The organism is Paenibacillus sp. 1781tsa1 (assembly GCF_024159265.1).
Taxonomy (GTDB): Bacteria; Bacillota; Bacilli; order Paenibacillales; family Paenibacillaceae; genus Paenibacillus.
Window position 1 is genome coordinate 5965767 of the sequence record NZ_JAMYWY010000001.1, and the last position, 24361, is coordinate 5990127.

14 protein-coding genes and 1 riboswitch are annotated in these 24361 nt (G+C 46.8%); of the genes, 4 read left to right on the plus strand and 10 right to left on the minus strand.

The window, feature by feature from the left end; all coding sequences use genetic code 11:
- Nucleotides 1-70 precede the first annotated feature (70 nt).
- The gene (locus NKT06_RS26925; RefSeq protein WP_253440940.1) at nt 71-2917 is read right to left on the minus strand and encodes a PAS domain-containing sensor histidine kinase; all 2847 of its coding nucleotides are present in this window, start codon (nt 2915-2917) and stop codon (nt 71-73) included.
- Nucleotides 2918-3263: 346 nt separating this feature from the next.
- Between NKT06_RS26925 and NKT06_RS26930 the strand changes: the two genes are divergently transcribed.
- Complete coding sequence (locus NKT06_RS26930; protein WP_017692253.1) at nt 3264-3962, plus strand: response regulator transcription factor; 699 nt, start codon at nt 3264-3266, stop codon at nt 3960-3962.
- A gap of 47 nt (nt 3963-4009) precedes the next feature.
- Here the strand turns inward: NKT06_RS26930 and NKT06_RS26935 are convergent, their stop codons facing one another.
- On the minus strand, nt 4010-4429 hold the full coding sequence (locus NKT06_RS26935; RefSeq protein WP_253440942.1) for a hypothetical protein: 420 nt from the start codon (nt 4427-4429) through the stop codon (nt 4010-4012).
- A gap of 242 nt (nt 4430-4671) precedes the next feature.
- Between NKT06_RS26935 and NKT06_RS26940 the strand changes: the two genes are divergently transcribed.
- The 3 genes from NKT06_RS26940 to NKT06_RS26950 all read left to right on the plus strand — a co-directional run bounded on the left by NKT06_RS26940 (nt 4672) and on the right by NKT06_RS26950 (nt 8652).
- Nucleotides 4672-5814 (plus strand): virulence factor, encoded by a 1143-nt coding sequence (locus NKT06_RS26940; protein ID WP_253440944.1) that lies wholly within the window; start codon nt 4672-4674, stop codon nt 5812-5814.
- A gap of 147 nt (nt 5815-5961) precedes the next feature.
- A riboswitch (Lysine riboswitch) is annotated at nt 5962-6177 on the plus strand.
- A 116-nt stretch (nt 6178-6293) separates the two neighbouring features.
- Complete coding sequence (locus NKT06_RS26945; protein ID WP_253440946.1) at nt 6294-7781, plus strand: amino acid permease; 1488 nt, start codon at nt 6294-6296, stop codon at nt 7779-7781.
- Between the two features lie 229 nt (nt 7782-8010).
- Nucleotides 8011-8652 (plus strand): class D sortase, encoded by a 642-nt coding sequence (locus tag NKT06_RS26950; protein WP_253440948.1) that lies wholly within the window; start codon nt 8011-8013, stop codon nt 8650-8652.
- Nucleotides 8653-8787: 135 nt separating this feature from the next.
- On the opposite strand, the gene NKT06_RS26955 is transcribed toward NKT06_RS26950, so the two are convergent.
- The 8 genes from NKT06_RS26955 to xylB form a co-directional block, all read right to left on the minus strand.
- On the minus strand, nt 8788-13287 hold the full coding sequence (locus NKT06_RS26955) for a collagen binding domain-containing protein (RefSeq protein ID WP_253440949.1): 4500 nt from the start codon (nt 13285-13287) through the stop codon (nt 8788-8790).
- Nucleotides 13288-13449: 162 nt separating this feature from the next.
- Nucleotides 13450-14577, minus strand: a complete 1128-nt coding sequence (locus NKT06_RS26960) for a transglutaminase domain-containing protein (RefSeq protein ID WP_062836448.1) — start codon at nt 14575-14577, stop codon at nt 13450-13452.
- Between the two features lie 198 nt (nt 14578-14775).
- Nucleotides 14776-17163, minus strand: coding sequence for an S-layer homology domain-containing protein (locus NKT06_RS26965; protein ID WP_253440950.1), 2388 nt, complete (start codon nt 17161-17163; stop codon nt 14776-14778).
- Between the two features lie 225 nt (nt 17164-17388).
- The gene (locus NKT06_RS26970; RefSeq protein WP_253440951.1) at nt 17389-18315 is read right to left on the minus strand and encodes an alpha/beta hydrolase; all 927 of its coding nucleotides are present in this window, start codon (nt 18313-18315) and stop codon (nt 17389-17391) included.
- Nucleotides 18316-18481: 166 nt separating this feature from the next.
- Nucleotides 18482-19108: a bifunctional 4-hydroxy-2-oxoglutarate aldolase/2-dehydro-3-deoxy-phosphogluconate aldolase gene (locus tag NKT06_RS26975; protein ID WP_253440952.1), complete on the minus strand. Its 627-nt coding sequence runs from the start codon at nt 19106-19108 to the stop codon at nt 18482-18484.
- A gap of 248 nt (nt 19109-19356) precedes the next feature.
- A complete protein-coding gene (locus tag NKT06_RS32030) occupies nt 19357-20427 on the minus strand; it encodes a glycosyltransferase (RefSeq protein WP_442034212.1) in 1071 nt (356 codons plus the stop codon).
- Nucleotides 20428-21532: 1105 nt separating this feature from the next.
- Nucleotides 21533-22249 (minus strand): glycosyltransferase family 2 protein, encoded by a 717-nt coding sequence (locus tag NKT06_RS26985; RefSeq protein ID WP_253440954.1) that lies wholly within the window; start codon nt 22247-22249, stop codon nt 21533-21535.
- Between the two features lie 218 nt (nt 22250-22467).
- Complete coding sequence (gene xylB / locus NKT06_RS26990) at nt 22468-23961, minus strand: xylulokinase (protein ID WP_253440955.1); 1494 nt, start codon at nt 23959-23961, stop codon at nt 22468-22470.
- Between the last annotated feature and the right edge of the window lie 400 nt (nt 23962-24361).

Here is a 24361-nt window from a genome sequence, read left to right on the forward strand (position 1 = left end):
ATTCGTAGGTATCATACATAAAATATTGATCATAAAAGAGAGAAATGCATCTCTTCATCCATCATTACATTTAAACCAATACGTCCTGCTTGGGCAGTCGTACCTTGAATGTACTTCCTTTGTCCGGTGCAGATATAAAGGTCAGTGTTCCCTTGTGATCCTCTACAATTTTACGGGAAATGTACAGCCCGATTCCTGTTCCACCAATCTGCCGATGGTCCGAATTATCCACTCGATAGAATTTGTTGAATAACATGTCCTTCTCTTGCTCCGCAATCCCTATTCCATAATCACGCACATCAAGACATAACCATTCTTCTTCTTCCCACAACGTAACATCAATGCGATCGGCTCCTGGAGAATACTTGACTGCATTGCCCACCAGATTATGCAGAACCTGAACCATCCTGTTCTGGTCAGCATAAGCAAAAAAGTCTCCATTAAACGTATGCACGTAGATACGTTGGGTAGACTTCATATTCCACTGTTCGGCAACCCCTTCTACCAACTCAACCAGCGGTACATACGTCATATGGTAAGCCATGCCTTCGTTATCGAGGCGCTGAATATCAAGCACATCATCGAGCAGACTGCTCAGCCGCTTGCCCTCGGAAGCGATGGTCTGCATGAATTCCTGCTGCTGAGCTGCCGGAAGGTCATACATCATCATTAATTCCACATACCCCATAATGGTGGCTACAGGCGTTCGCAGCTCATGAGATACCACACTGATCAGTTCATTTTTCATCCGATCCAGCCGTTCTTCTCCTGTCCGGTCACGGAACACCAGCAGAAAACCATGGTTTTTACCCGGGACATCCATCTGTTTCATGTACAAGGAAAACACACTTTTATCCACATTATTGAATATAAATTCGGTTTCGATAAACGCTGTTTCTCCATTCAGAAATGCTCTAGTCTGTTCCATCAGATTGAAGTTGTCCGTTAGTACCATCGTATCAATCGCCTGCGCCAAATCTTCAATAGATCTGCCCAGAAAATCACCCAAACCAAACATCTCTTCGATCCTTCGGTTGACGATGGTTATGGTCCCTGATCGATCAGACATCACGAGCCCTTCTCGTACGGATTCAATAAATTGCTCACTGATATCTCGCTGTTCCTGAATAGCAATCTTTTCATTGAACAACTCCGAGTTGAGCTTCTCCAGCGCAAGGGCATGACGCACACGATCTTCTTCTGCTCTGGTCCGCTCCGTAATATCCTTAATAAACAGATTATATAACGTCTCATTCTTGCCAAGCTGAATTTCTACAATTTTGTACTCAATCGGAAAGACGGAACCATCCCGGCGAATCCCTGAAATTTCATCTACAATCGTGTATCTCTTACCTTCAACATATTCGAATCGCTCCAACAATTTCTTGATCTCCATGCAGCTTGCCCCTTGGAAAAGAGACGGCGCTTCCTTATGCAGGATCACTTCTTCCCGACGCAATCCAAACATTCTTTCAGCCTCCGGATTAAACTCGATGATCTGCCCAGTGGAGTCCACAGCGATAATGGCATCAATAGAGGATTCAATAATTGCACGTTTGACCTCTTCACTATTCTTAAGTTCCTTGGTGCGTTCTATGACCCTGTCCTCCAGCGTTAACTTGTCATGACGAATCTGTTCGAATTGTTCCAGCAGCACATCAGCCATTTTACGCAAATTACCAATCAGGATCTGTACTTCGGTTACATGGCTGGTAGGCCACTCCAGCTTCCCATTTCGAAACAATATTCTCGGCAGAGAGCCTGTCATCCTGGTCAGTCTTAACAACGGGCTAACGACCTTACTGCTGAGAGGAGCCGCTACAATCATAGAAGCCACGATGATGATGAACAGGGATTGCAGTGTGGTCAGATAGATCGATTCAATTCGGGGGTAATACTTGGACGAGTCAGTCACAATAAATACCCGATAAGGTGTTATATTTGTCATTTCTGCTTCATAGATAAAAGAGGCTTGTTTCCAATGATTCAATACATCGCTGTAATGGATATTTGCAGAACTAAACAGAATAAGGTTATCCCTCGACTTCAGAAGACTGAACCTGTCCATGTCCAGGTACTCACCAGGGTGAAGTGCATTCAAACCAGAAGCGACGACTGTATCATTCCGATTAAGCAGAATCACATTCACACCCAGTAGATGATGATAACGCGTCATATTTTGTTCCATATTCTCAGCAGTAACATACTCTTCATCAAGATCCTGAACAACCGCATTCGATGCATATTTCATCTCACGTAATATGGCATCATTCATCTGACTCAACTGTCTTCGGCTATCGGCGGATAACAATACGAGAGAAACAAATACCACGAAGGCGACTACGTATTTAAAAGCAATCCTTGTGAGCGGAATGGTTCCCGTGCGCTTTGATTTTTGCTCACCCATAGTGATCCAGAAATCCACCACAATACCTGCAATCAGAGCATTCACCATGCCAATCACGGCAATATACATATACTCATACTTCAAATCTTCTATATCCAATCCCAATACATAATGCCCGCAATAGATAACCGGAAGTAACATCACTACCCAGAAGACAGCATTCGCCTTGATTAGGCTTCCGTTCTTCCAACGAATCTGCCAACCGAGCATCCAGAGCAATTCAATGAAATGCGCCATCATTACGGTTAAATTCCGTGGTTCGAAGCCGGCAACGATGTTATTTAACAGGTGGATGACTGTAAAGGTGATCAATCCATAGATAGCCCCATGCAAACGAAGAGCAATGAGAACTGCTGCGCTGCCTACCATAATTTGCACACCATAGAATAACGTCAGTGGAAAAATAGTGCTTAGTGAGCCCAGCATAATTAAAACGCAGGTCCCAATCCAGGGGATCTGCAACTTCGAAATCACCCAATCCGGCATCTGTATCTTCTTTATATGATCCATAAGCAGTTGCCCTCATGGATCAATTTTTCTTCTGTTTTCAACAACAACGTTGGTTCCCCCTATAAGCTTAAGCGGATACAATCTACTTTTTTTTCCCCTTAACTCGTTCTGATCTATTATACTGTAATTAGTAGTTGGTGTAGATTTGGGAAATTCTGAGTGATCGGCAACCCAACTGCATTCATGCTAAGATATTGAAGCTCAATAAAAAAAGCTTATTGCTTCTCTACATATACATCCTATATTTTGGAATACAAACATTAAATAATTTGCGGCATTTATTCGCAATTCACCTTGTTTTTTTAGTATTTTCTTAACATATTATTTTCACCAGGAGTGTGACCCTATGACGATCAAAGTACTTCTTATAGAGGATGAGAAAAATCTGGCCGACATGATTGCTTTCTTTCTTGAGGAGGAAGGATACATCACTGAACGGGTTCATCATGCCCGCGAGGCACTTCAACTGTTTCCACAATTCCAGCCGGATATTGTTGTAACGGATCTCATGCTTCCTGAAATGGATGGAAATGATCTCGTAGAAGCCTTTCGGCAGCACTCCACTGTGCCCATTCTGATGATCTCGGCAAGCACCATGCTGAATGATCGACTTCGCGCATTGCATAATGGTGCGGATGACTTTCTATGCAAACCATTTAGTTTGAAAGAGTTGGATGCCCGGATTAAAGCACTGCTGCGAAGATCAATCATTTCCTATCAGGATAAACCGGTAAAGGAAGACAAGCAGGCAGAGGTTACTGGGCATGTGAATGTGAATGAGTACAGAAGAACCCTGTTTGTGGATGGCGTTGAAATCGAGGTCACTCATATTGAGTTCGAGATTATGAAGGAATTGTACCGAAATCCGGGTAAAGTGTTCACCCGCAATGAACTGATGGATCGAATCAAAGGCTCCGAACGCGCCTATCTGGATCGTACCATTGATGTTCATATCTCGAGTCTGCGTAAAAAAATTGAGCCTGACCCCAAAAACCCACGTTATATTAAGACGGTTTGGGGAACAGGCTATAAATATGTGATCTAATAACGATCGTAACGATTCAAATTAAAAACTTTGGCCATATCCCTCTTTTATCTCATGGATAAGATAGGCGGTATGGCTATTTGTGATTTGTAGACAGACGACGAATGAAACCAACTCTCCATATCTTTGATAAGATGATCCGGGTCTTGCTCGTTCCAGAGAAACATCTTCATCTCACCTGTACCTGTAATCTGTTGCAGGTGGCGCTTCCGAATAAGGGATTTGAAATCAGTAATAACCAGTAACGGAAGTTGTGGCATAAAAGCCCGAATGGCATTCGCTGCTGACACCGCTTCTTCGGCAATCTGATAATCAACAATACAATAACGGGCATTTTCCCAACTTCCCCGATGTGTTTCTATCGCGAAACCAGATGTTGAGTCCTCCATCCAGTTCCTGAACAATTGAACAATATTCTCATATGCAATACGACGTTTTCCATCCGAGAGCACGGTAATGGGTTCCATAAGTATAACCTCCAGTTGTTTCTTCTTATTATTGTGCCAATTTTCGTTTAAAAATGTTTGTGTGTGAACATGAAAGAAGTGTTAACAAATTTCGTACTTCTTCACATTAAGTGTCAGATATGCCCATATCGCTTCTCGATAATTTCGCAGATTCCACACATTGATGTAAAATAGAGAAATACCCGTGTGATTTAATTTACGGGAGGTTAAGGATGAATTTGGTATTATAGGAGGTTACACTGATGAATATTGTTTCCATTGAACCAACACCGAGTCCAAATACGATGATGCTGCATCTCGATGAACGTCTGGAGGACGGAATTCGCAGAACATATACACTGGACAACGAACGATCCGCCCCGGCGTTCATTCGCCAGATGCTCCATATTCCCGGCGTAAAAAGTGTGTTCCACACAACAGACTTTGTGGCACTTGATCGTAAAGGGAATGCCGACTGGTCCGTTATCTTGGGCGAAGTCCAGAATCGTCTCGGACAGCAAGGCATCGATCTGGACTGGATTGAGTCCGAAGATGGATCTGGCGAACACTTCGGAGAAGCACAGGTATTCGTTCAGTTCTTCAGAGGCGTACCCATGCAAATCAGGGTTAAAGCCGGAGCCAAAGAAGAACGAATCTCGCTATCGGATCGTTTTGTCAAAGCCGTTACGGAAGTTGCCAGTGCAACGATGATCAAAGAACGTAAACTGAGTGATTATGGCGTTCGTTACGGCGAATTACCGGACATCGCACGGGAAGTTGAGCAGGAGCTGGAAGCGGCCTATCCGCCAGAACGACTGGAGCAGGTCATCCAACAGGCGATTGAACATGGCACCAACTCCGAAGAATTTATTGAGCGTCGTCGCGAACTGGATGGTGCCGAACTCGAAGAGGCCCTGCGTAACGGAGACTGGAATGTTCGCTATGCTGCCTTGGACGGTATGGAGCCTACGGCAGAAAGATTACCACTTGTGGCTCAAGCTCTGCATGATGACAAAATGCAGATCCGGCGCTTGGCCGTGGTATACCTGGGAGACATTCGTACACCGGAAGCAATGGAACTGTTATATGAAGCGCTCCAGGACAGTTCACCTGCAGTACGCCGTACGGCCGGAGATACCTTGTCTGATATCGGCGATCCTGCCGCTACACCAGCCATGACAGCAACATTATTGGATAAAAGTAAACTTGTCCGCTGGCGTGCTGCACGTTTTCTATATGAGGTCGGTACAGAAGAAGCAGAGCAAGCGTTGCGAGTTGCAGCCGATGATCCCGAATTCGAAGTCAGCCTGCAAGCCAAGATGGCTCTGGAACGAATCGAATCCGGCGAACAAGCTGCCGGAACGGTATGGCAACAGATGGCCGGCCGCAACAAAAAAGAGGAATAGTCGTCCCTCAAACCTCACATCCAACAATTGTTATTGCACTGGAAAAGCATGCGCGTTATACTGATTGTCTGTTTACTAAACTGAACATACCGTGTTAAGTTGTGTTGTTCATAATTTCATAGACAATAGATACACCTCATTCATGAATGGTGAGGTAGAGGTCGCGGGTGCGATCAGTACGCTGAAGGAGGCGCTAAGGAGCCGCTTATGAGATCAGCCGAAAGGTGCACCCGCCGAAGCTCACTGGACGTTCCTTATACGGTCCGGTGGGCTGGGGCTGCTGTCGAAAGGCGCAGAACTGTCACGGAAGTACATTTCCTTTGTATAAAGGTATGAATTCTTCTGTGTTGAGCTATCTTAATCATCTGGGACATGGTGCGGACATTGAAATATTAAAGACCGCAGGCTGATGCCTGTGGTCTTTTTGTTTAGGAAGCAATTATCGCAAACATCAGTATATCGAATGAAGGAGTGTTTCCATGCAAGACCGCAGTAACCCAACAACAACAACAACAACTGGACCTTCCCTGAAAAAAGGATTACGCGCACGCCATATGACGATGATCGCCCTCGGTGGCTCAATTGGCACCGGGCTGTTTCTCGCTAGTGGTACCGCCATCTCAACCGCAGGCCCTGGTGGCGCATTAATTGCCTACGCGGCCGTTGGCATCATGGTTTATTTCCTCATGACCAGCCTTGGTGAGCTTGCTACCTTTATGCCGGACTCCGGTTCATTTAATACGTATGCCGCACGTTTTGTCGATCCTGCCCTCGGGTTCGCCATGGGCTGGAACTTCTGGTACAACTGGGCGGTAACCATTGCAGCAGAGCTTGCTGCCGCTACAGTGCTCATTAAATATTGGTTTCCCGACAGTTCGTCCATGTTATGGAGCTTACTGTTCCTCGTGCTGATCTTTGCCTTGAATGTACTTTCCGTCAAAGGCTACGGGGAGTCCGAATACTGGTTCGCCATTATTAAAGTAGCTACCGTTATCATCTTCCTGGCCGTTGGTGTGCTTATGATCTTTGGTATTATGGGCGGAGAAGCCGTTGGTTTCAGCAACTTCACCATCGGTGATGCGCCCATTCATGGCGGATTCTTCGCCGTGTTAGGCGTATTCATGGCTGCGGGATTCTCATTCCAGGGTACCGAGCTTATCGGGGTAGCCGCCGGGGAAAGTGAAAATCCGCGCGAAAATGTACCTCGTGCGATTCGTCAGGTATTCTGGCGCATTCTGATTTTTTACATTTTGGCGATTACCGTGATCAGTCTGATCATCCCGTATACTCATCCGAATCTGCTCAAAGGAGATCTGGAAAATATCGGGGTCAGCCCGTTTACACTGGTGTTTGAGAAAGCTGGACTCGCCATTGCGGCTTCCGTCATGAATGCCGTTATTCTGACTTCTGTACTCTCTGCCGGAAACTCAGGCATGTATGCGTCGAGCCGGGTTCTCTATGCCCTTGCCCGAGACGGTAAAGCCCCTCGTTTCCTCGGTAAGTTGAACAAAAAAGGCATTCCCATGAATGCCTTGCTGCTTACCACAGCCGTTGGCATGTTAGCATTTCTTGCCTCCCTCTTCGGCGATGGCATTGTGTATACCTGGTTGCTGAATGCATCCGGTATGTGTGGTTTTATTACTTGGCTAGGTATCGCTATCAGTCATTATCGCTTCCGTCGTGCATACGTTGCACAAGGCAGGGACCTGAGCGATCTGCCTTACCGGGCACGTTGGTTCCCGTTTGGGCCGATCTTTGCCTTTGTCCTGTGTATTATCGTGATTATTGGACAGAACTATCAGGCATTTACGGGTGACGAGATCGACTGGAGTGGCGCCATCGTTGCCTACCTGAGCGTACCACTGTTCCTGGTGTTGTGGCTCGGTTACAAATGGATCAAAAAAACTAAAGTGGTGCCGCTGAAAGAATGTGATTTTACACCTACCGATTCACCAAGTAACAAATAGTAGCTCCAACGTACTATCATCTACAGCTACAATTGACTTTATATAATAAAACCTCCCCTTGGCGTTGCAGTTTCCTACTGTAGCGACACCGGGAGGTTTTGTTTTGGGTCAGCCCTCCCCTTCGCACATTCCTGTACGTCCTTACGTCGCTGTCCATATTTTGTATAGGTCCGTAAGTAAAATAGAGAAAGGTATACTATTTTTCTTGGACAACGGGAGTTGACGTATAATGAAAAAATTCTCTATCCTGCTCATTCTACTGGGCATTCTGATCATCAGCTTTCCTTTCCTGCGGGAGACGTATTATGACTGGCAGCAAACCCGTGTTATGAACGATCTGGAGCAATTGCAAAACGGCTTGTCCAAGCTTAATCACTCCTTCGAACAAGGCATACAGGATGCGGCTTCCGCCGAGCCGACTACTAACAATACAGATCCAGTGCAAGAGGCATCGTCGAATACGTTGGGTGTACTATCGATTGACAAGATTGATGTCCGCTTACCGATTCTGGAGGGTGCAACGGAAGAAAACATGAAGGTAGCTGCAACCCATCTTGTCGAGACCACTAGAATCGGTAACAAAGGTAATGCCGCCATAGCCGCTCATCGCGCGCACAGAAAAGGTCGACTGTTCAATCGCTTGGGAGAACTCCAGATTGGCGATTCAATGGAAGTCACCTTGGCAGATCGAACGGTTATGAAATATAAGGTAGACCAGATATCCGTTGTGGAGCCAAATGACTTATCTGTGCTGGAAGACCCCGGACTTGGACAGGTCCTTACCTTGATTACCTGTGATCCACTCGTCAATCCAACACATCGGCTAATTGTAAGAGCTATTAAAGTAAATCCGGACGTTGCTGGGTTCTGATCTTCCTTATGATTCAGTTGAAACAAAATAAAACACCCTCTAGTATATTCACACGGTGACTCTGGGTCACTTGTGAAGCTAGAGGGTGTTTTTATCTGAATATGATCTGTTCCTGCATTACGTGCTGCGTGCGATCTAACGCTGAAGCAGTTGTCTACCTCGGAAGTAAACGTAGCCCACACTACCTAGTGCCATCAGCATCATGCCTGCCACAGTGAAAGCCCATGTGCTCTCTTCGCCAGTCTTCGGCAGCATTCCCTGTGATGCAGAATTCCCAGTCCCCTGCGATCCATCTGTATCCGTTCCCGCAGAAGGTGCCAGTGCGCTATCCCCATCCGTTGTATCTGTACCCCCAACTGGAGGTGCAGTGTCGTCACCGTTGGAAACGCCAGGCGAAGGAGGAGTTACTCCGTTATCTTCATCTGTTGGAATTTCGGTTCCGTCTTCAGGTTCAGTAGGTCCAGTAATCACTGTGCCTGGGATAGACGTTCCTGGTGTTTCCGGTCCTGGTGTTACTGGTTTCTCCGGATCCGGTGTTACACCCGTAGTAGGTGTTCCCGGATTATAAGGTCCACTCGATCCACCGCCCGATACTGGGATAGCCTGATTTGTCTTTTCCACAACTACGGTTTCGGTTTGTATATTCGTAATTTCAAATGGTACAGGTGCTGTGTCCAAGATATATCCGTTCGGTGCTTTAACCTCAATCAAGCGATATGTGTTAGGTTGCAGATCGCTCAACTGAAGCTCACCATGGAGATCCGTTGTCAGGAGCGCTTGGTCAATTCCCGTAACGACGTCAAATTTCCAGTTTCCGTCCGCATCCATCAAGTTCGTCTGAGCCCACAATTCAAATACTGCACCTTGTAGATGCTGAGTTCGACCCGCATTGGTTTTAATCAATTTCACGGAACGATCATTTTCTTTATTTTCAATGGTCAATCGGGTTTCCGGTTTAGTAATAGATACAACCGTCTCAGGTTGTTCAATAACAAATCCTTCTGCCTTGGTTTCTACCAATGTATACGAACCATAGGTCAACCCGTCAAATTCAATGACCCCGTTCAGGTCCGTTACTTTTGTATCGATGACTATATTAGAAGAATCATGCAGCTCGAATTCAATCCCGCTTAATACGGAGTGATCCTTGGCATTTACTTTGGTAACGACAAGTTTACCACCCGTCCCCATTGCATTCGACTTCGTCAGTGTAATAATCTGAGTCTGATTCTCTACAATGGTGAAGGGGATCGGGGTAGCATCCAACTGATAAAACTCAGGTGCCACAACTTCGACCAATTCATAATCCCCAGGCAAGAGATCTCCTTTGGCGATTTTCCCATCTTCCCCTGTCGTTAACTCGTCTATTTTCTCTCGGGTTGCACCGTTGTTCAAGTACAATTCAAACGCTGCACCCTGGAGCTTCTTGGATGAGTCAATTGCATCTACCTTAGTTAATTCGAAGCCTTGACGAATCTTTTTATTTTCAATTTCAAAGGCGATATCCGCATCCTTGAATTCAATCGTTTTACCTGAGGCAGAGCCATACTCTGGATCAACCAAGTATCCTGCGGGTGCAGATAATTCTTTTAACTTATAAGGCACGCCATTCGTCAGATTGTTCAGCCGATAGTTCCTGGAGCTTTCAACTACTCCATTCTCATCCGTTGGTTTCAATGTTTCCAGAAGCGTAGTCCCAGACGCATTATAGATTGCGAATATGGCTCCTTCCAGCGGAACGCCTGTATCACTGACTTTATGAATTCTGATTTTGCCTAAACCTGTGGAGGCTCCTCCACCTGCTCCAGCCAATGAAACTTTGATACCCACCTGATTGCCTTCGCCCACCACTGAAGAAGACTGACCTGCGAATTCAACTTTATTCTCAATTCGAGCGCCATGATCGGCATTAATATAGGACTGATATTCCAGAATAAATGCCGTATGAATATCTTTATTAAAGGTGAAGGTAAATGTATTGCCTTCCACGATCAATTCATAATCAGCCGGATCAACCAGTCCAGCTTTGTTGGATACATTGCCTGAATTGTTGGCAGGCAGGTTCGTTGCATATAATTTCAATGAATCAGCCAATAAGATTTGGTTTTCCGACAGGGTATCTGTTAATGGAGAACCCGCTGGAACATAAGATTGACTTGGATTGATATTTACCGTCCATGATGCTTTATCCGTTGTACCGATCTGTTGACCTGTTTTTTGTACATACACACCACCGTGAGCTGGCGTAACGTTCGCTGATCTGTTAAAGCGCACTTCACCGCCTTCACCGTCGGTTAGGACAGCCTGGTTGGCATACGTGCCTTCGACGGAATAAGGTCCATCCAGACTTGTTTGGTACTGAATGCGATAAGCTGCTTTGCCGATGTTCCCCAGATCCAATGTGAAACCTTTACCGTCCGTGTTCAGCTGGAATTGTCCATCTGTCAGCGCAACCTCGCCGCCGACTGCAGTAACATTATTTTCTCCCTGCAACACCAGCTCATGAACCTTCAATGAACCGTCTACAAAAGATTGGTTACCTGTGTAGGCATCCTTGAGGATGGCTTCGTGAATATCGAACAAGTTGTAATTTACATCAATTGTCCACGTGATCGTTTTGTCTTTGGCGCTGTATTCGCCCTTCTTGTTACCATTTTGAATGGTATACTCTTGCGGTTTGACCATAGCCGATTTGGTAATCGCAGCCTGTGCTACATCAGACTCTTCCCAATCGATCTTGGCCGAGTTGCGATATTCATTATCCGTTGGCATACCTGCCGTCGGATCAAAGCTTGTCGTATAGGTTATGACATGTTCCGTGTTAATGGTAACGCCGTCCTTCAGGCGAACGGAGAATCCTTTTTCATACGTTGGATCAGCCGGGTCTGGAGTCAGTTCGAAGTCGTCTTTGTTAACCCCACTCACTTGAAGACTACCCGGAATCAGCTTCATGTGTCTGCCTTCATAATTGTCGGTGATGACGATATCCGTCATGTCCTGCAAATCACGGTTCAACACCATCTGCCATTCGATTTCTTTTTTGTTGAAGTTTTCACTTTTCACGCTTTTGGCAAAAATGACTTCCCGAATGTCTTTCCGGCCTGTTTTGGAAGTGCCATCATACATGTTCACTGTGTTCGTAATGGTATCGTTGGTATATACACGATGAATGGATTGTGTATCATATTCGATCTCATAGGCCTTGGTAACGTCGTTCTTAAAATGTAATCTGAAGCCGTCATCGAACCCTGTATTCACCGCTTCAAGTGTGTATTCATTCGGATTCACCAGCGTTCTGTTCGAAGCCGCTCCGCTCGCATTAATATCAACTTGGTACACGTTGACGGAATTATTGATCAGTTGCTGTTTGGCCGTATCAAAACGGTCTTCAATCCATGCATTTGCTTGCATGATTTCTTGCTGATTGTAGTTATATTGCACTTTCCATGTGATTGTCTGTGTCACCGGATCATACGCACTATCTTGCCCTGATTTGTTCAAGGGCTCATTAAAACTCACACGAACTCGGCCAATATCCGTTTCGTTATGCTCGCTCTGATCCGTTGTAAGCTCAACCTGGTTTTGATACTCCACATTGGTGAACGGAGCAGTGGTTGGTGCTTTAACACTCGTCGTATAGGTTACACGATAGGCCTTGTCTGTGTCTCCCAATTGAATTGGAAACTGTGGTTCTGTTTGAACGACTGGACCTTCTTTTACAGATCCATTCAATTGCACTTCTAATTCGCGAATTTCAATATTGCCCTTGAGTTCAAGGTTCGTTGGCAATGTATCTGAAAGAACCGCATTTTTCATAGCCTTCTCGCCTTGGTTAAAATCTACGGTCCATTTAATCTCATCCGAGTTGAAGTTGTTTTTGTTCGCGCTTCCCGATTTCTTCAACTTATCTATGGCCGTGTTGGCAAAATGCACATCGATGATGCGCTGCCCCACGGAGCTAAAGTCTATCTGTTGTTTCAAGCCATCTTCCATCTTGCTCTCATCGAACTTAAGCCACACGTAGAAGTTGCCTTCCAGCTGCGCATGCTCGATCAGTTCATTAAAGGTAAAGATGATTGTGCCATCTGGATTCACCACATACTCCCCAACACCGCCATCCAGATTACCTTTAAGCTGCGATCCAATAATGAATTTATCCGGCAAGTTAAAGGTAAACGTGGAACCATCGCTATAGTTGTGGGTGTCATTTGCAAGTCCCCATGTAAAGACGACAGCCACCTCATCCTGAATACGTGGACGAATATCCTCAATCTTATCGCCTTTGATTTCAATCGTTCCATTTCCATTGTCTTGCGGTGCCTGATTGTACATCTGCACACTGGTAATCAATTGATCTGTAATTATCGGACCTGCAGCTGCATCAAGCAGATGCATCGTATTTTCCTCCTGATCTTCTGGAGTACTGGCATCCTTATCTTCTTCCAGAATGACAGGTTCTTCTTTCACTTCTCCCGAACCTGCCGCACCGTCTTCTACCGCTGTATCGCTCATTGCACTAGCTGGCAAATTAGTTAATTCATCCTGAGCATGCATCGTTGGTGTTAATATCCAACCCTGCATCATTTGTGTGACCAGCAACAGAGCAATGATCACTATGCTCACTTTTTTCCTCATTTTTTGCATATCCTCCTCGTACGTAGTGTTGGCATGCGCCGAAGAATAGAATAGCAAAGCGACATATACAAAAAATAGACAACACTAAAACCCTCGTCGTTGAACACAAATTGAACGCAAAAAAGGATACTCCTCAAGCGGAGCATCCTGTTCAAACGGTTGTTATAGTGTCCAGTTAATTTTGACGCGCAGATCCGTAGTACCTTCCATTTTGGACACATAATAAGATATCGATTTCATGCCAAGCTGGTACAAATCCTGCAAATCTTCAATCAGTCCAGCCTCCGTACCCTTGTACCTGAACGTGAGCGAGGTTCCGCCTTCCTTCAGTGTACTTTGAACCTTGGTCTTCAACGCAGCATGGCCTTTAACGGCATCCTGTTCATCATACAGGGAATAGTCCAGAGCATGGTACAGCTTCTGATAAGCGGCCTTTTTGCTATCTCCAGCCTTCACCAACTTCAATAAAGCTTCTCGATATGGGGCTGGCGCAGCGGGGTACTTGCTTTTGCCTGTCCAGATATGGTCACGTGCCATCTCATCATCGCTTAACAAATAATAGCTGTGGCTTACCTTACCTTTTCGGTCAGGGGTAGGATCATCCCAGGTGGTGTCCATGTGATACCACTTGCCGTCCAGGTTCACGATATTCCAGGCATGAAGCTGCCCGCCTGCTGTACCTTCCACAATCCGGTTATCGATGCCTACTCGCTCCAGCATCCGATAAGCCAGCAATGAGTATCCCTGACAGACGGTACTGCCTGTAACAAGCCCGTCGTAGGCCGTATATTTCTTGAGCGAAGTATCGTAGGAAAGGTTAAGCACAATCCAGTCATGGATGACCTTGACCTTCTCATGATCCGTCATGCCGGGTTTGATGATTTCTTTCAACACATTCGTGACTTTACGATTCACATAATCGGTCTGTTCCTTGGTCTCCCGGTAGGAAAGTGTCACATGTACTTCGGCGGATACATTGGAGCCTTTATAATTAAATGCGTAACTTTTAACGGTATATTGGATATAGGGGTCACTCTTCATTGCCTCATCGATGGAGGTTTGTAATTGTTTTTTGAGGCCTTTCACATTGCCTTTGTATGTAAAAACAAGTTCCTCCGTCCGCTGTGACATTGCGGTAAGCAAGGTCTGCCGCAAATCTGTTGCCGTGGATATATCCGATGTCCCTGATGCAGCATACAGTTGATCCAGATCAACCGTACGTGGTAACGCTACAGCAATCAAACAGCCTGCCAGCAGTATGGTGATAATTCGTTTCCCGTTCTTACCCATGAAAGGAACCCACCCTTCTTTGCAAAGTTCTCACGCCCTATTGTATCACAAAAGGCTCTGTCGTCATTCTAGTTTAGTCAAAGCAAATCAAAAGAGACCTTCTGTGGAAGGTCCCTTTGATCTTCAATTCATTAAATCACGAGTACCCGTTATCTTCAGCCTATGATTCGTACGGGCATAATATGAGTAATTCCTCGTCTAATACAGACGATTACCACTCATAAACGTATCTGTCTTACCTTGAAGTTTCGCCAGCCGTTCCAATACCTGTGAAGCTTCAGCTACCGTCACTTTGCGTGCAGGCATGAATCGTCCTTCAATCGAAGGAAGTAATCCCAGCTTCAAGCTCAGGGATACCGCCCCTTTACTTGTAATGGCACTAGCATCCGCAATGTTGGGAAGATCGGATGACAAAGTGTAGAATCCAGCCAGCTTCTCATAGCGCAGTATACGTACAAGCAGCACCGCCAATTCTTCACGCGTCATCTCTTCTTGCGGGTTCAGATTCTGTTCCGGGTCTGCTCCGGCAAGCCAGCGTTGATCGATTAGAACCTTGATTGCCTTATAATAAGGGCTGTCAGGCGTCACATCAGCGTATAGCTTGTCATCTCCGTCCCCACTATAGTAGAGATCCATATTCGGGTTAATCGCTCTTGCCAAATAGTTAAACCAGTCTCCTCGGGTGATCACCCGATCCGGGAATACACGTCCCTGCTCATCCGCAAGCAACACACCATGCTGTGTCATATTGCGAAGCGCAGCTTCGGCCACATGGCCCAAGATATCCGTAGGTTCTGTCTTGCTTGCAGCACCTGTCTCCCCGTATTGAAGCTTCCACTCTCCCGTGTTAGCATCCAGTACTTCATAAGTGCCATAGATAGAATTCTCATCACGGGTTGGCATATAAGCAAGGTTAACCCCCACCGGAATAACTTGACCGTTGTTCAGACCGTATCCGCCATAACGGGAATATGCGAGGATCAGCTTGAACTCCTCCAGATAGAGTGCCTTGGCCTCTTCATAACCGATGGCTGGCTTATCATCTGCTGGCAATTGTTCAGGTGTTGCGGCAATGCGTGTATAGAACTCATTCACGGTTCCATCGTTCAACACCTGCACTTGTGCCGTATCATCTTTCACCTGAATTCCGTTCAGATAGCGTTGGAACATAAACGTACGAGCATCGTCTATCTCAATAACGTTAGCCAATCGAAATTGCTCCGTTGCATCTGGAACTAACGCGATCACCGTGTTCATCGCCAGTTTCTCAGCCTGCTTCCGGGTAATCAATTTGCCTGTTTTCTCTTCAGTCTGCTTTTCCTGCTCTGGTCCAATGCGTTGCATCATCGTATAGCTGTAGATCTGACCAGTCACTGCATCTACCTGTGCTGAAATATCCCGCATGAACATATAGGACGTATTGGCACTTCGATCGCTCCAGCTCAGACTCCATACCTGATTGTTCGGACTTGCAAAAAAACCTTTGCTTAACTGGCTATGCTCCAGCTTGTAACCCTTGGGAATATCAAAGTTCGTTACCACCCGATTGGCGGCCTGCTGTACATTTAATCTTGTACCATTGGTCGGAACAAAAGGCGTTACGTCCCCTTGCAACTTCGTATCCTGCTGTAAAGAATCCTCGTCTACTGCTTTGCCTGTTAATGTATTAATCCGTTCCAACGTATTGGCTTCAATCGGAACAATACTGATATTCTTCGGTGTATATCCAAGGTAGTACTGCTGACCCTGTTTGGAAGACGACCGATCTTTGGAGATATAAGCCAGCTCTACATCAAACTGTTCTTCAAACTGCTGTCTGGCCTTCTCTTCCGAAGCTGCCGGTTTCGATGAAGGATATTTAGCAGCGGTAGTACCTCGTGAGTAACCTGTCACCAAACCACTTTCATCCACATTGATGTAGACTGTCTCTGCGTCAGATAACAATCCGTCATGTTTTAACTGGTAAGCATATCGATATTCTGTTCTGCCAAACAAAGACTCTTGTTCGATGGAAGAATACAGATCTCCTAGCGGAGCATACTCCGTATCCTTCAAGCCTGGTATCGCTTGATACAACAGTGCAACAGCCTTCTCTTCAGCTTCCGCTTTCGTTAGCTTAACATCCGATCCCGAGACATGTTTATCCAGAATATCCGATGGTAGATGTACACTTAACACTTCCCCTGTGCCTGCATGTACAGTCCCACTGAATCCCGATGTATGATTGCCTTGTGTAATCTGGAATCCAATCTCCCATGCCTTGTAGTCTGGCGGTGGATAGGAATTCGGTGAATCGAATCGTGCAGATGAGATCGTTGCTTTCTTTAACAATGGAAATAATCTAAGTATATTTTCACTGGCTTGCCTGGATGAGATTTTCGCTCCCTCTGGCACGTCATTGCTGGTTGCGTCTAGTTGTTCATTTTCCCCCGTTGTCGCTTCGTTCACCTGCTCTGCTTGCGCGGCTGATGCGCTGCCTGCAAAACCTGGTGTTTGCGTAGCGAGCAGCAGTGTTGCCATCGCTGCGGTTGTTACTTTGGTTGCGAACATTTTGATACGTACATTGAACTTCCAATTCAAACTCAAATCTGGACCTCTCCCTTCAATTTCATACAAAGAAGCATAACAAATAACCTCGCATGAATATTGCCAGTCTATTCTATAATACCATAAGCTTCCTTTTTAATCGTCTTTTCCCGTCAATTTTACAATTGTGAATTTCTGCATATTGCTCATAACAGCAAAAAAACGCCAATCATGTTGGCGTTTCTCTGTTAGCCTGCACTCTTATGTAGGCTGATTCTCACTCTGTTAACTGCTCGCTATAGACGAATCATTCGACTTCGTCTGACCATGAACATGGGTTTTCAAAAATGGAATAATGGTATCCCAGAACGCGGGATCTTCCTCGGAACAACTGTGTCCTCCGCTATTAACCCATAGATGTTCCACAGGCGGATCGGCTTTAGACATAAAATATTCAAGCTCACTCGGAGGAATAAAATTATCTCCCTTGGAGTGCACCATGAGCATCGGGAGTTGCATCCCCCTGCGCCGTTCATTCAGCATCATCACCGGATCACGCTGACGATAGGATTTCAGAGATTCACCCAATCGCCAGAACCAGATTCTCGGAATTAACTGGGCCAGGGGAAACAGAGGCAGACGCCGGCGTCTCAGCTCCGAACTGACGATAACCTCAAATTGGGATGGCATGGAATCCGTAATTACTGCTGATACCGGAATTCCTTCCGTCACTGCAAGAATCGTACCCAGTCCACCCAACGAATGTCCAAGTACTCCGATAGCATCCGCATCAATCTCTGGTCGTGCAGTCGTATACTGCAATGCCGCCAGCAGATCATCCCGGAACAGATAGGCAGATGCAGCACGAACCGGATCACTGGCCCCATGACTGCGGACATCATACATAAACAGGGCATATCCTGCTTCCCAGATCGGCCTCGCATAACGAAGAACACGGGAGCGATTGGAACCCCAGCCATGTGCAATAATCACGAGCGGCCAAGGTTTTAGAATATCGGCTCTGGCCGGGATGAACCAGCCATGCACCCGACCTCCACCACTGTCAAAGGTCACATCCTCGAATGGCATTGGAGGTGTCAGAGTGATCGGAATCTTCTTGGGTGTCTGGCTCTTTACCGCCGCCTTCCATAATCCACCTGCCGTTACTGCAGCAACGGCCAGCATGCCGCCAATCATTGTTTTAGCTTTCACAGGGCATCTCTCCTCTCCGAATTCTGGCATATATCCATCATAAGACACTAGAATGAACGGCACGTTAAACGACATCGTTTTTTATGATAACGAATAATCCAACAATTGATCTAAAGCTACCTTAATATATACCCAAATGTACATATCCCTCATCTTTCGCTGAAGTCTAGGCTTCAGCTGCTTCCACAAATCTCCGTGCACATGCTGCAATCTGCTCATGATCTCCTGTTACAAGGGCTTCGCGTGGTAAAAGTGCACTTCCCAGACCTACCGCAGCAGCACCTGCTGCATAGTAGTCAGCAATATTCTCCAGTGTGGCGCCGCCTGTTGCCAACAGCGGGATGTGGTTCAGCGGAGCTTTAATCTCCCGCAGATACGGTATGCCCAGGCTCGCCATCGGAAACAGCTTCACAACACGTGCTCCCGCTTCATGGGCAGCGACAATCTCCGTAGGTGTCATGGCTCCAGGCCAGATCTCGACACCATGTTCTACAGCATATTCAATGACAGACAGATCGACATTGGGGGACACCAGAAACTGAGCTCCTGCAGCGACCGCTTCCTTCGCCATCTGCACATTCAGTACCGTACCAGCTCCAACATAAGCCTTTCCTTCATGCCGCTCACGCCAGTCTGCAATAATATCATGTGCTCCAGGTGTGTTCAGCGTGACTTCCATCAGTCGAATTCCACCACTCGTCATGCCTTGTCCAGCTGTTACTGCCGCTTCACGGCTAATACCGCGCACAATCGCGACCAGCCTCGACTCCAATAGTACTTCCGTCAGATTCATACTCAGTTCCCCTTGCTTCATCAATTCGGCAGCCGAAGACAGGTAATCATGTTCACCGCTTTTCCGTTATTCATTATTGTAAAGCATATCCTCCCCTGGATGAAATACATTAATCCATTTCCAAAGTGAATCCGTCCTCGATGGATACTATGAAGTCATTGCATGACAACGTAAAAAAACCTCTCCATGGAAATGGGGATGATTCACCCATTCAATTCCACGAAAGAGGCATCATTGCGACCGTAATGCTAAGCATTTTCCAATACGTTATCCTTCTCCAGATCTTTAAAGTAACGATCGTTATATAACATGCTCGGATGTGTTGGATGATAGGCGAGTGCGATATCATTATGTTCTCGGGCCTTGGCACGGTTACCCATCCGGTCATAACATACACATAGTTGCAGATGCGGCATCCAGGTCCAGGCTGCTTCATTTAGCACCACCATAGGATCATCAGGACGTACAGCGCGAGTCGCCTGTTCGTACCAGAACAGGGCTTTGCGATAATCTTCACGGTCGGCAAAATAACCACCCAATCGACAACAAATCTCGGCTCTTGGCAAATCATAGGCGAACGATCGGAACAACGCTGTTACTTCCTGTTCCGATCGTTTAAGTGCGGCTTCGCAATCCGCAATTTTCTGGCAAGCAGCAATCTGATCTTCCACCCAACCCAGCCCGGTGTCCAGAAACTTTTCGTAGTACTTCACCGCATCCTCATGCTGTCCATGGTCCTTCAATTCATTGCCAAAATAGTACAAGTCACGCGGTGAGAATTCCTCTCCGGCCTGTTCCCTTTTACGATAGATCCGCAGATTCCGATCGGTATATTCCTTATCTTTCTTATGGGTAACCGCTATATCACTATGCAGCAGATTGCCTGCTACAGCCAGATATTCATGCACCGCGCCAATCCAGCGAAATTGTCGGTCCCGACGCACCAGGCGATTCCGGCGCAGACTGTAGGATACTTTGCCTTCTGCCGTGAATGACAGATTGTAATCCATCGTGACACTATCAACAGCCGGGTCCAGCGAACGTTTCAGGGCAATAAGCTTCGCCCGATCTTCCGCTTCAAATACATCGTCGGCATCCAGCCATAGAATATATTCGCTCTTCGCCTGATCGAAGGCAAAGTTGCGTGCTGCTGCAAAGTCATCCACCCATTCAAAATCAACGATACGATCCGTATATCTGGAAGCGATCTGACGGGTACGATCCGTTGAACCGGTATCAACGATCACAATCTCATCGGCAATGCCGTTGACCGAGTCCAGACATCTGGCGAGGGAAGCTTCTTCATTTTTCACAATCATACAGAGCGTAATGCTGATCGTCTCTTCGCCACGTCTGGCTCTGCGGTTAAAGGCAGCTACCCCCGGCAGTTCAGACAAGCGATAGATGTGGTACGCCGGGAGATGCGTATCAACGAAAAGGCGAAAACCAAGTGCCTGCGCACGGATACAGAAATGACGATCTTCACCCCAGAAGGATACATTCGGAATCTGGTCATAGGAAACCCCGGCTGCCAGAACATTTTTGCGAATGAGCGTACATGCCCCCAACCCTCCAACTTCGTAACAACCTGGTATCCGCAGTTGATTCAGAAAAGCAGTCGTTTGCGCGCCCTCGTCTTCAGCTTCATTCCCGGCTGATGATTTGCCGCCGCGACGATACAAAGCATACTCATCTTGCAACCAGACTTGAGGCATTTCCCTGGCCCCCGGCTGCCATCGGGTCCAAAAGATATTGGATACGATATCTTTGCCGCTCGATACAAGTTGTTCCAATGTACGCGGATGCAGCACCAGGTCAGAGTCTATCAGGAAAACAGCATCGTACTCGTTGTCGCGTGCATAGTCCAAAATGCGGTTTTTCAGATCAGCTACACGCCAAATCTGTTCATCCTGCCAATAGTGGCCTCCCTCATCCTTGGTGTACGCCCCTTTGTTGTCAGGATTATCACTGTCATGTTCATCTGCCTGAATAACGGTCCCTTCATGCTGGATCACAAATTCACGTAATATATTCGACGCAGCTTCTTCCTCGTTATCGTCGACAAACAGATAATCCGTCTTCACTGTTGTTCTATCCAGTGCATGCAGAGAATCCAGAAATTCACGGAGCACTGGAGTTGTCTGACGAACCGGGCTGGCGATGAGTATTCTTTCCTGGACAAACGTTTCAAGATTTTCCGTTTGGCGGGTTTCCTGTGATATAGCAGAACGTCTGGACGGTCGATGATTACTCTGGCTCTCTTTCTGGTTTTCATGTTGGTTTTCATGTTGGTTTTCATGTTGGTTTTGATGTTGCTTCTCTTTCTGTTTCTCATTTTCTTGGGAATTCGGCTCTAATGGAGGTTTGGATTCCTCTTGCGATTGGTGTAACGGGTCTTTCTTCAACGTGCTCACTCCCCTCTCCTTATTCGACCCATGCCAACAGTCGTGGCTCTTGATCCAATATCGATTCGTACTGTTCCTTCCAGCCGTATCTTGCTTCAGGGTCCAGTGCTTGATAGCGTTCATATTTGCGGATGCGATCTTCTTCCCGTGCCCATCCATAATGCTTCACCCGGGGAGCATGACAGCCATAAGTCCAATGCTGGATCGTTAACGGAAAGCGCCCACAATGCTGAGGTGTTTCCTTCCATTCATAGCTCATCCCCGGGTGATAACGAATCAGAAATGGCCGATAGTAGGCATGCGCCCGCCAGAACTCATCTTCCCGGTAATGCGTATCACTCCACATATCAAACAATCTGAAATAAATCGCATCCTCGTTGCCACTGAGCAACAGATCGCGTACAGCCCCAAAGTCACTGGTTAGAATCTCATCCGCATCCAGATTCAAAATCCACTCCGGATCGGTCGCCACTGTCTCTTCCCATTGTTGTTTCCTCAGGCTTACTTCGTCTGCAAAACGTGAAGCAGAGTTCTCCACCAATACAAGTGGAATACCGTCCAGAAGTTCCCGGCACATCGCAACCGTTCCATCCGTGCTTCCGTCATCAATGATTACCGCGCGATCGATCCAGGGGCGATGTGTCTCCAAAGCCTGTCTGAGATACCGATTCTCCTCATTACGAACGATCATCGACAAGGTAATATGTGGTCTTCCATGTTCCTCATGTTCATCCAAAGCTTCACCCCCCCATTCTCAAGCTTCTTCCTATTAAAAACGTCGGACACACGATGCCTGGACGGATCACAATCCTCTATTCTCAATCTATGCAGAGCCGGAATGCGGATATGCAGGACAAGGAAACCTTTCATGGGGTTAATCTTGTTGAACGACAAGAAAGCACCCGCCTGTGCGGATGCTTCTGCATGTATGATATAAATGTTTAATGCGATGAATTAACGGTATGCTGCCAGACGATCATTGAGACTACGTGTCTGTCCATAGACTTCTTGGTACAGTGCGAACAATTCATCATAGACAGCAACCGTTTTCGGGTTGGGCTCATAGGACTTCGCCGGACGAATGAACGCTGTTGCGCACTCCTGCAAAGATGGGAACCAGCCACATCCATAGGCAGCCAGCATTGCTGCCCCCATCGCCGGACCCTGTTCGCTCTCGAGCTTCACAATCGTGGCGTTAAAGACATCCGCCTGGATTTGCAACCAAGCTTCATTTTTGGCACCACCACCAATGGAGATGACTTCATTGACGGTTTTACCTGCGCCGCGCAGAATATCAATGGATTCACGCAGCGAGAAGGTAATGCCCTCCATCACCGCACGTCCAAAGTGCTCCAGCTTGTGTCCTGCATCCATACCGATGAAGCTGCCACGAATATTCGCATCCGGATGAGGTGTACGCTCCCCAACGATATATGGTGTGAACAACAATCCGTTGCTGCCCGCCGGAACCTGATCAATGCCCTGCAAAAGCACATCAAATGATTTGTCCGCTGCAAACGTATCCTTGAACCAGGACAGGCTATATCCTGCGGCAAGTGTTACCCCCATAATATAGAAAGCATCTTTCTCGCCGTGATTGAAAAAATGTACTTTGCCTTCAAAATCGAGATCTTTACGCTCTTCGTAGGAAAGCACTACCCCGGACGTTCCGATGCTGCACATCGTCTGTCCTTCACTCAGAATGCCTGCGCCAATGGCACCGCATGCATTGTCCGCGCCACCTGCATATACTTTTGTCGCAGCTGCCAGACCTGTTTGATCCGCAATCTCAGGCAACAAGGTGCCCACTTCCTCAAACGATTCCACAAGACGTGGACATAGGGAGATCGGCAGTTTGAATGCTTCTGCAATCTCGTTGCTCCACTGCTTGCCTGCAACGTCCAGCAGCAAGGTACCCGCTGCATCGGAATAATCCATGGCGTAATCCCCTGTCAGGCGATAACGCACATAGTCTTTGGGTAACAGGAATAAGGATGCTTGCTGCAGCAGTTCAGGCTCGTTCTCCTGAACCCACAGAATTTTTGGCAAGGTAAAACCTTCAAGGGCGCGGTTCCGGGCAATGCTTAGCAGCTTGCCATCCAGCACTTTTTCGATCCGGCGGCACTGAGCCGTTGTGCGTGTATCGTTCCACAGGATTGCATTCCGCAGCGGTTTACCTTCAGCATCTACCAAGACCAGTCCATGCATCTGTCCAGAGAAGCTCAGACCTTCAATTTCCGAAGGCTGTACGCCAGACACTTCGAGCAATTTGCGCAGGGAAACAATCGTCTGCTCTACCCAATCTTCGGGATTTTGTTCACTGTATCCAGCCTTGGGCTGGTAAAGCGGGTACGCCTCGGATGCTTCAAATGCCACTTTTCCTTCACGATTGACCAACACGGTTTTGACCGCACTGGTTCCCAGATCGACACCAATTACGTAACTCATAGGTTAACTCCTCTCGTTTATCACAGGTTATATCCACGAAAGATCCAAGTACGCATGAAAGTCACTACGTGATCAGAAAACCCTTGGATCGCCGTTACCCCCGGATTTCCTTTATACCCTTTAACAAGGGTGAAATCCGGGGATAAATGCGACCGCTTCGCTTCCTCGGGTCCTTTCTGCTCACTTCGTTTTGCATGCATGATCCTGGACACACATGGATATGAAACGAGTAAAAACGTACTCGTTTTTGTAGCAAAAAAATTGATCCAATGACCTTGATTCGTCATTGGTTATAAATGAAACCCTTGATGCTCATGTGGCCACTCCGTGATCAGAAAACCCTTGGATCGCCGTTACCCCCGGATTTCCCTTAATCCCTTTGGCAAGGGGAGAAATCCGG

What these genes read in the sequence shown, in the direction of transcription:
- NKT06_RS32030 (WP_442034212.1), bottom strand. Translation starts at nt 20,427, where the DNA reads ATGATTGTGAAAAATGAAGAAGCTTCCCTCGCCAGATGTCTGGACTCG.
- NKT06_RS26960 (WP_062836448.1), bottom strand. Translation starts at nt 14,577, where the DNA reads ATGGGTAAGAACGGGAAACGAATTATCACCATACTGCTGGCAGGCTGT.
- NKT06_RS26930 (WP_017692253.1), top strand. Translation starts at nt 3,264, where the DNA reads ATGACGATCAAAGTACTTCTTATAGAGGATGAGAAAAATCTGGCCGAC.
- NKT06_RS26955 (WP_253440949.1), bottom strand. Translation starts at nt 13,287, where the DNA reads ATGAGGAAAAAAGTGAGCATAGTGATCATTGCTCTGTTGCTGGTCACA.
- NKT06_RS26950 (WP_253440948.1), top strand. Translation starts at nt 8,011, where the DNA reads ATGAAAAAATTCTCTATCCTGCTCATTCTACTGGGCATTCTGATCATC.
- NKT06_RS26945 (WP_253440946.1), top strand. Translation starts at nt 6,294, where the DNA reads ATGCAAGACCGCAGTAACCCAACAACAACAACAACAACTGGACCTTCC.
- NKT06_RS26975 (WP_253440952.1), bottom strand. Translation starts at nt 19,108, where the DNA reads ATGAATCTGACGGAAGTACTATTGGAGTCGAGGCTGGTCGCGATTGTG.
- NKT06_RS26935 (WP_253440942.1), bottom strand. Translation starts at nt 4,429, where the DNA reads ATGGAACCCATTACCGTGCTCTCGGATGGAAAACGTCGTATTGCATAT.
- xylB (WP_253440955.1), bottom strand. Translation starts at nt 23,961, where the DNA reads ATGAGTTACGTAATTGGTGTCGATCTGGGAACCAGTGCGGTCAAAACC.
- NKT06_RS26925 (WP_253440940.1), bottom strand. Translation starts at nt 2,917, where the DNA reads ATGGATCATATAAAGAAGATACAGATGCCGGATTGGGTGATTTCGAAG.
- NKT06_RS26940 (WP_253440944.1), top strand. Translation starts at nt 4,672, where the DNA reads ATGAATATTGTTTCCATTGAACCAACACCGAGTCCAAATACGATGATG.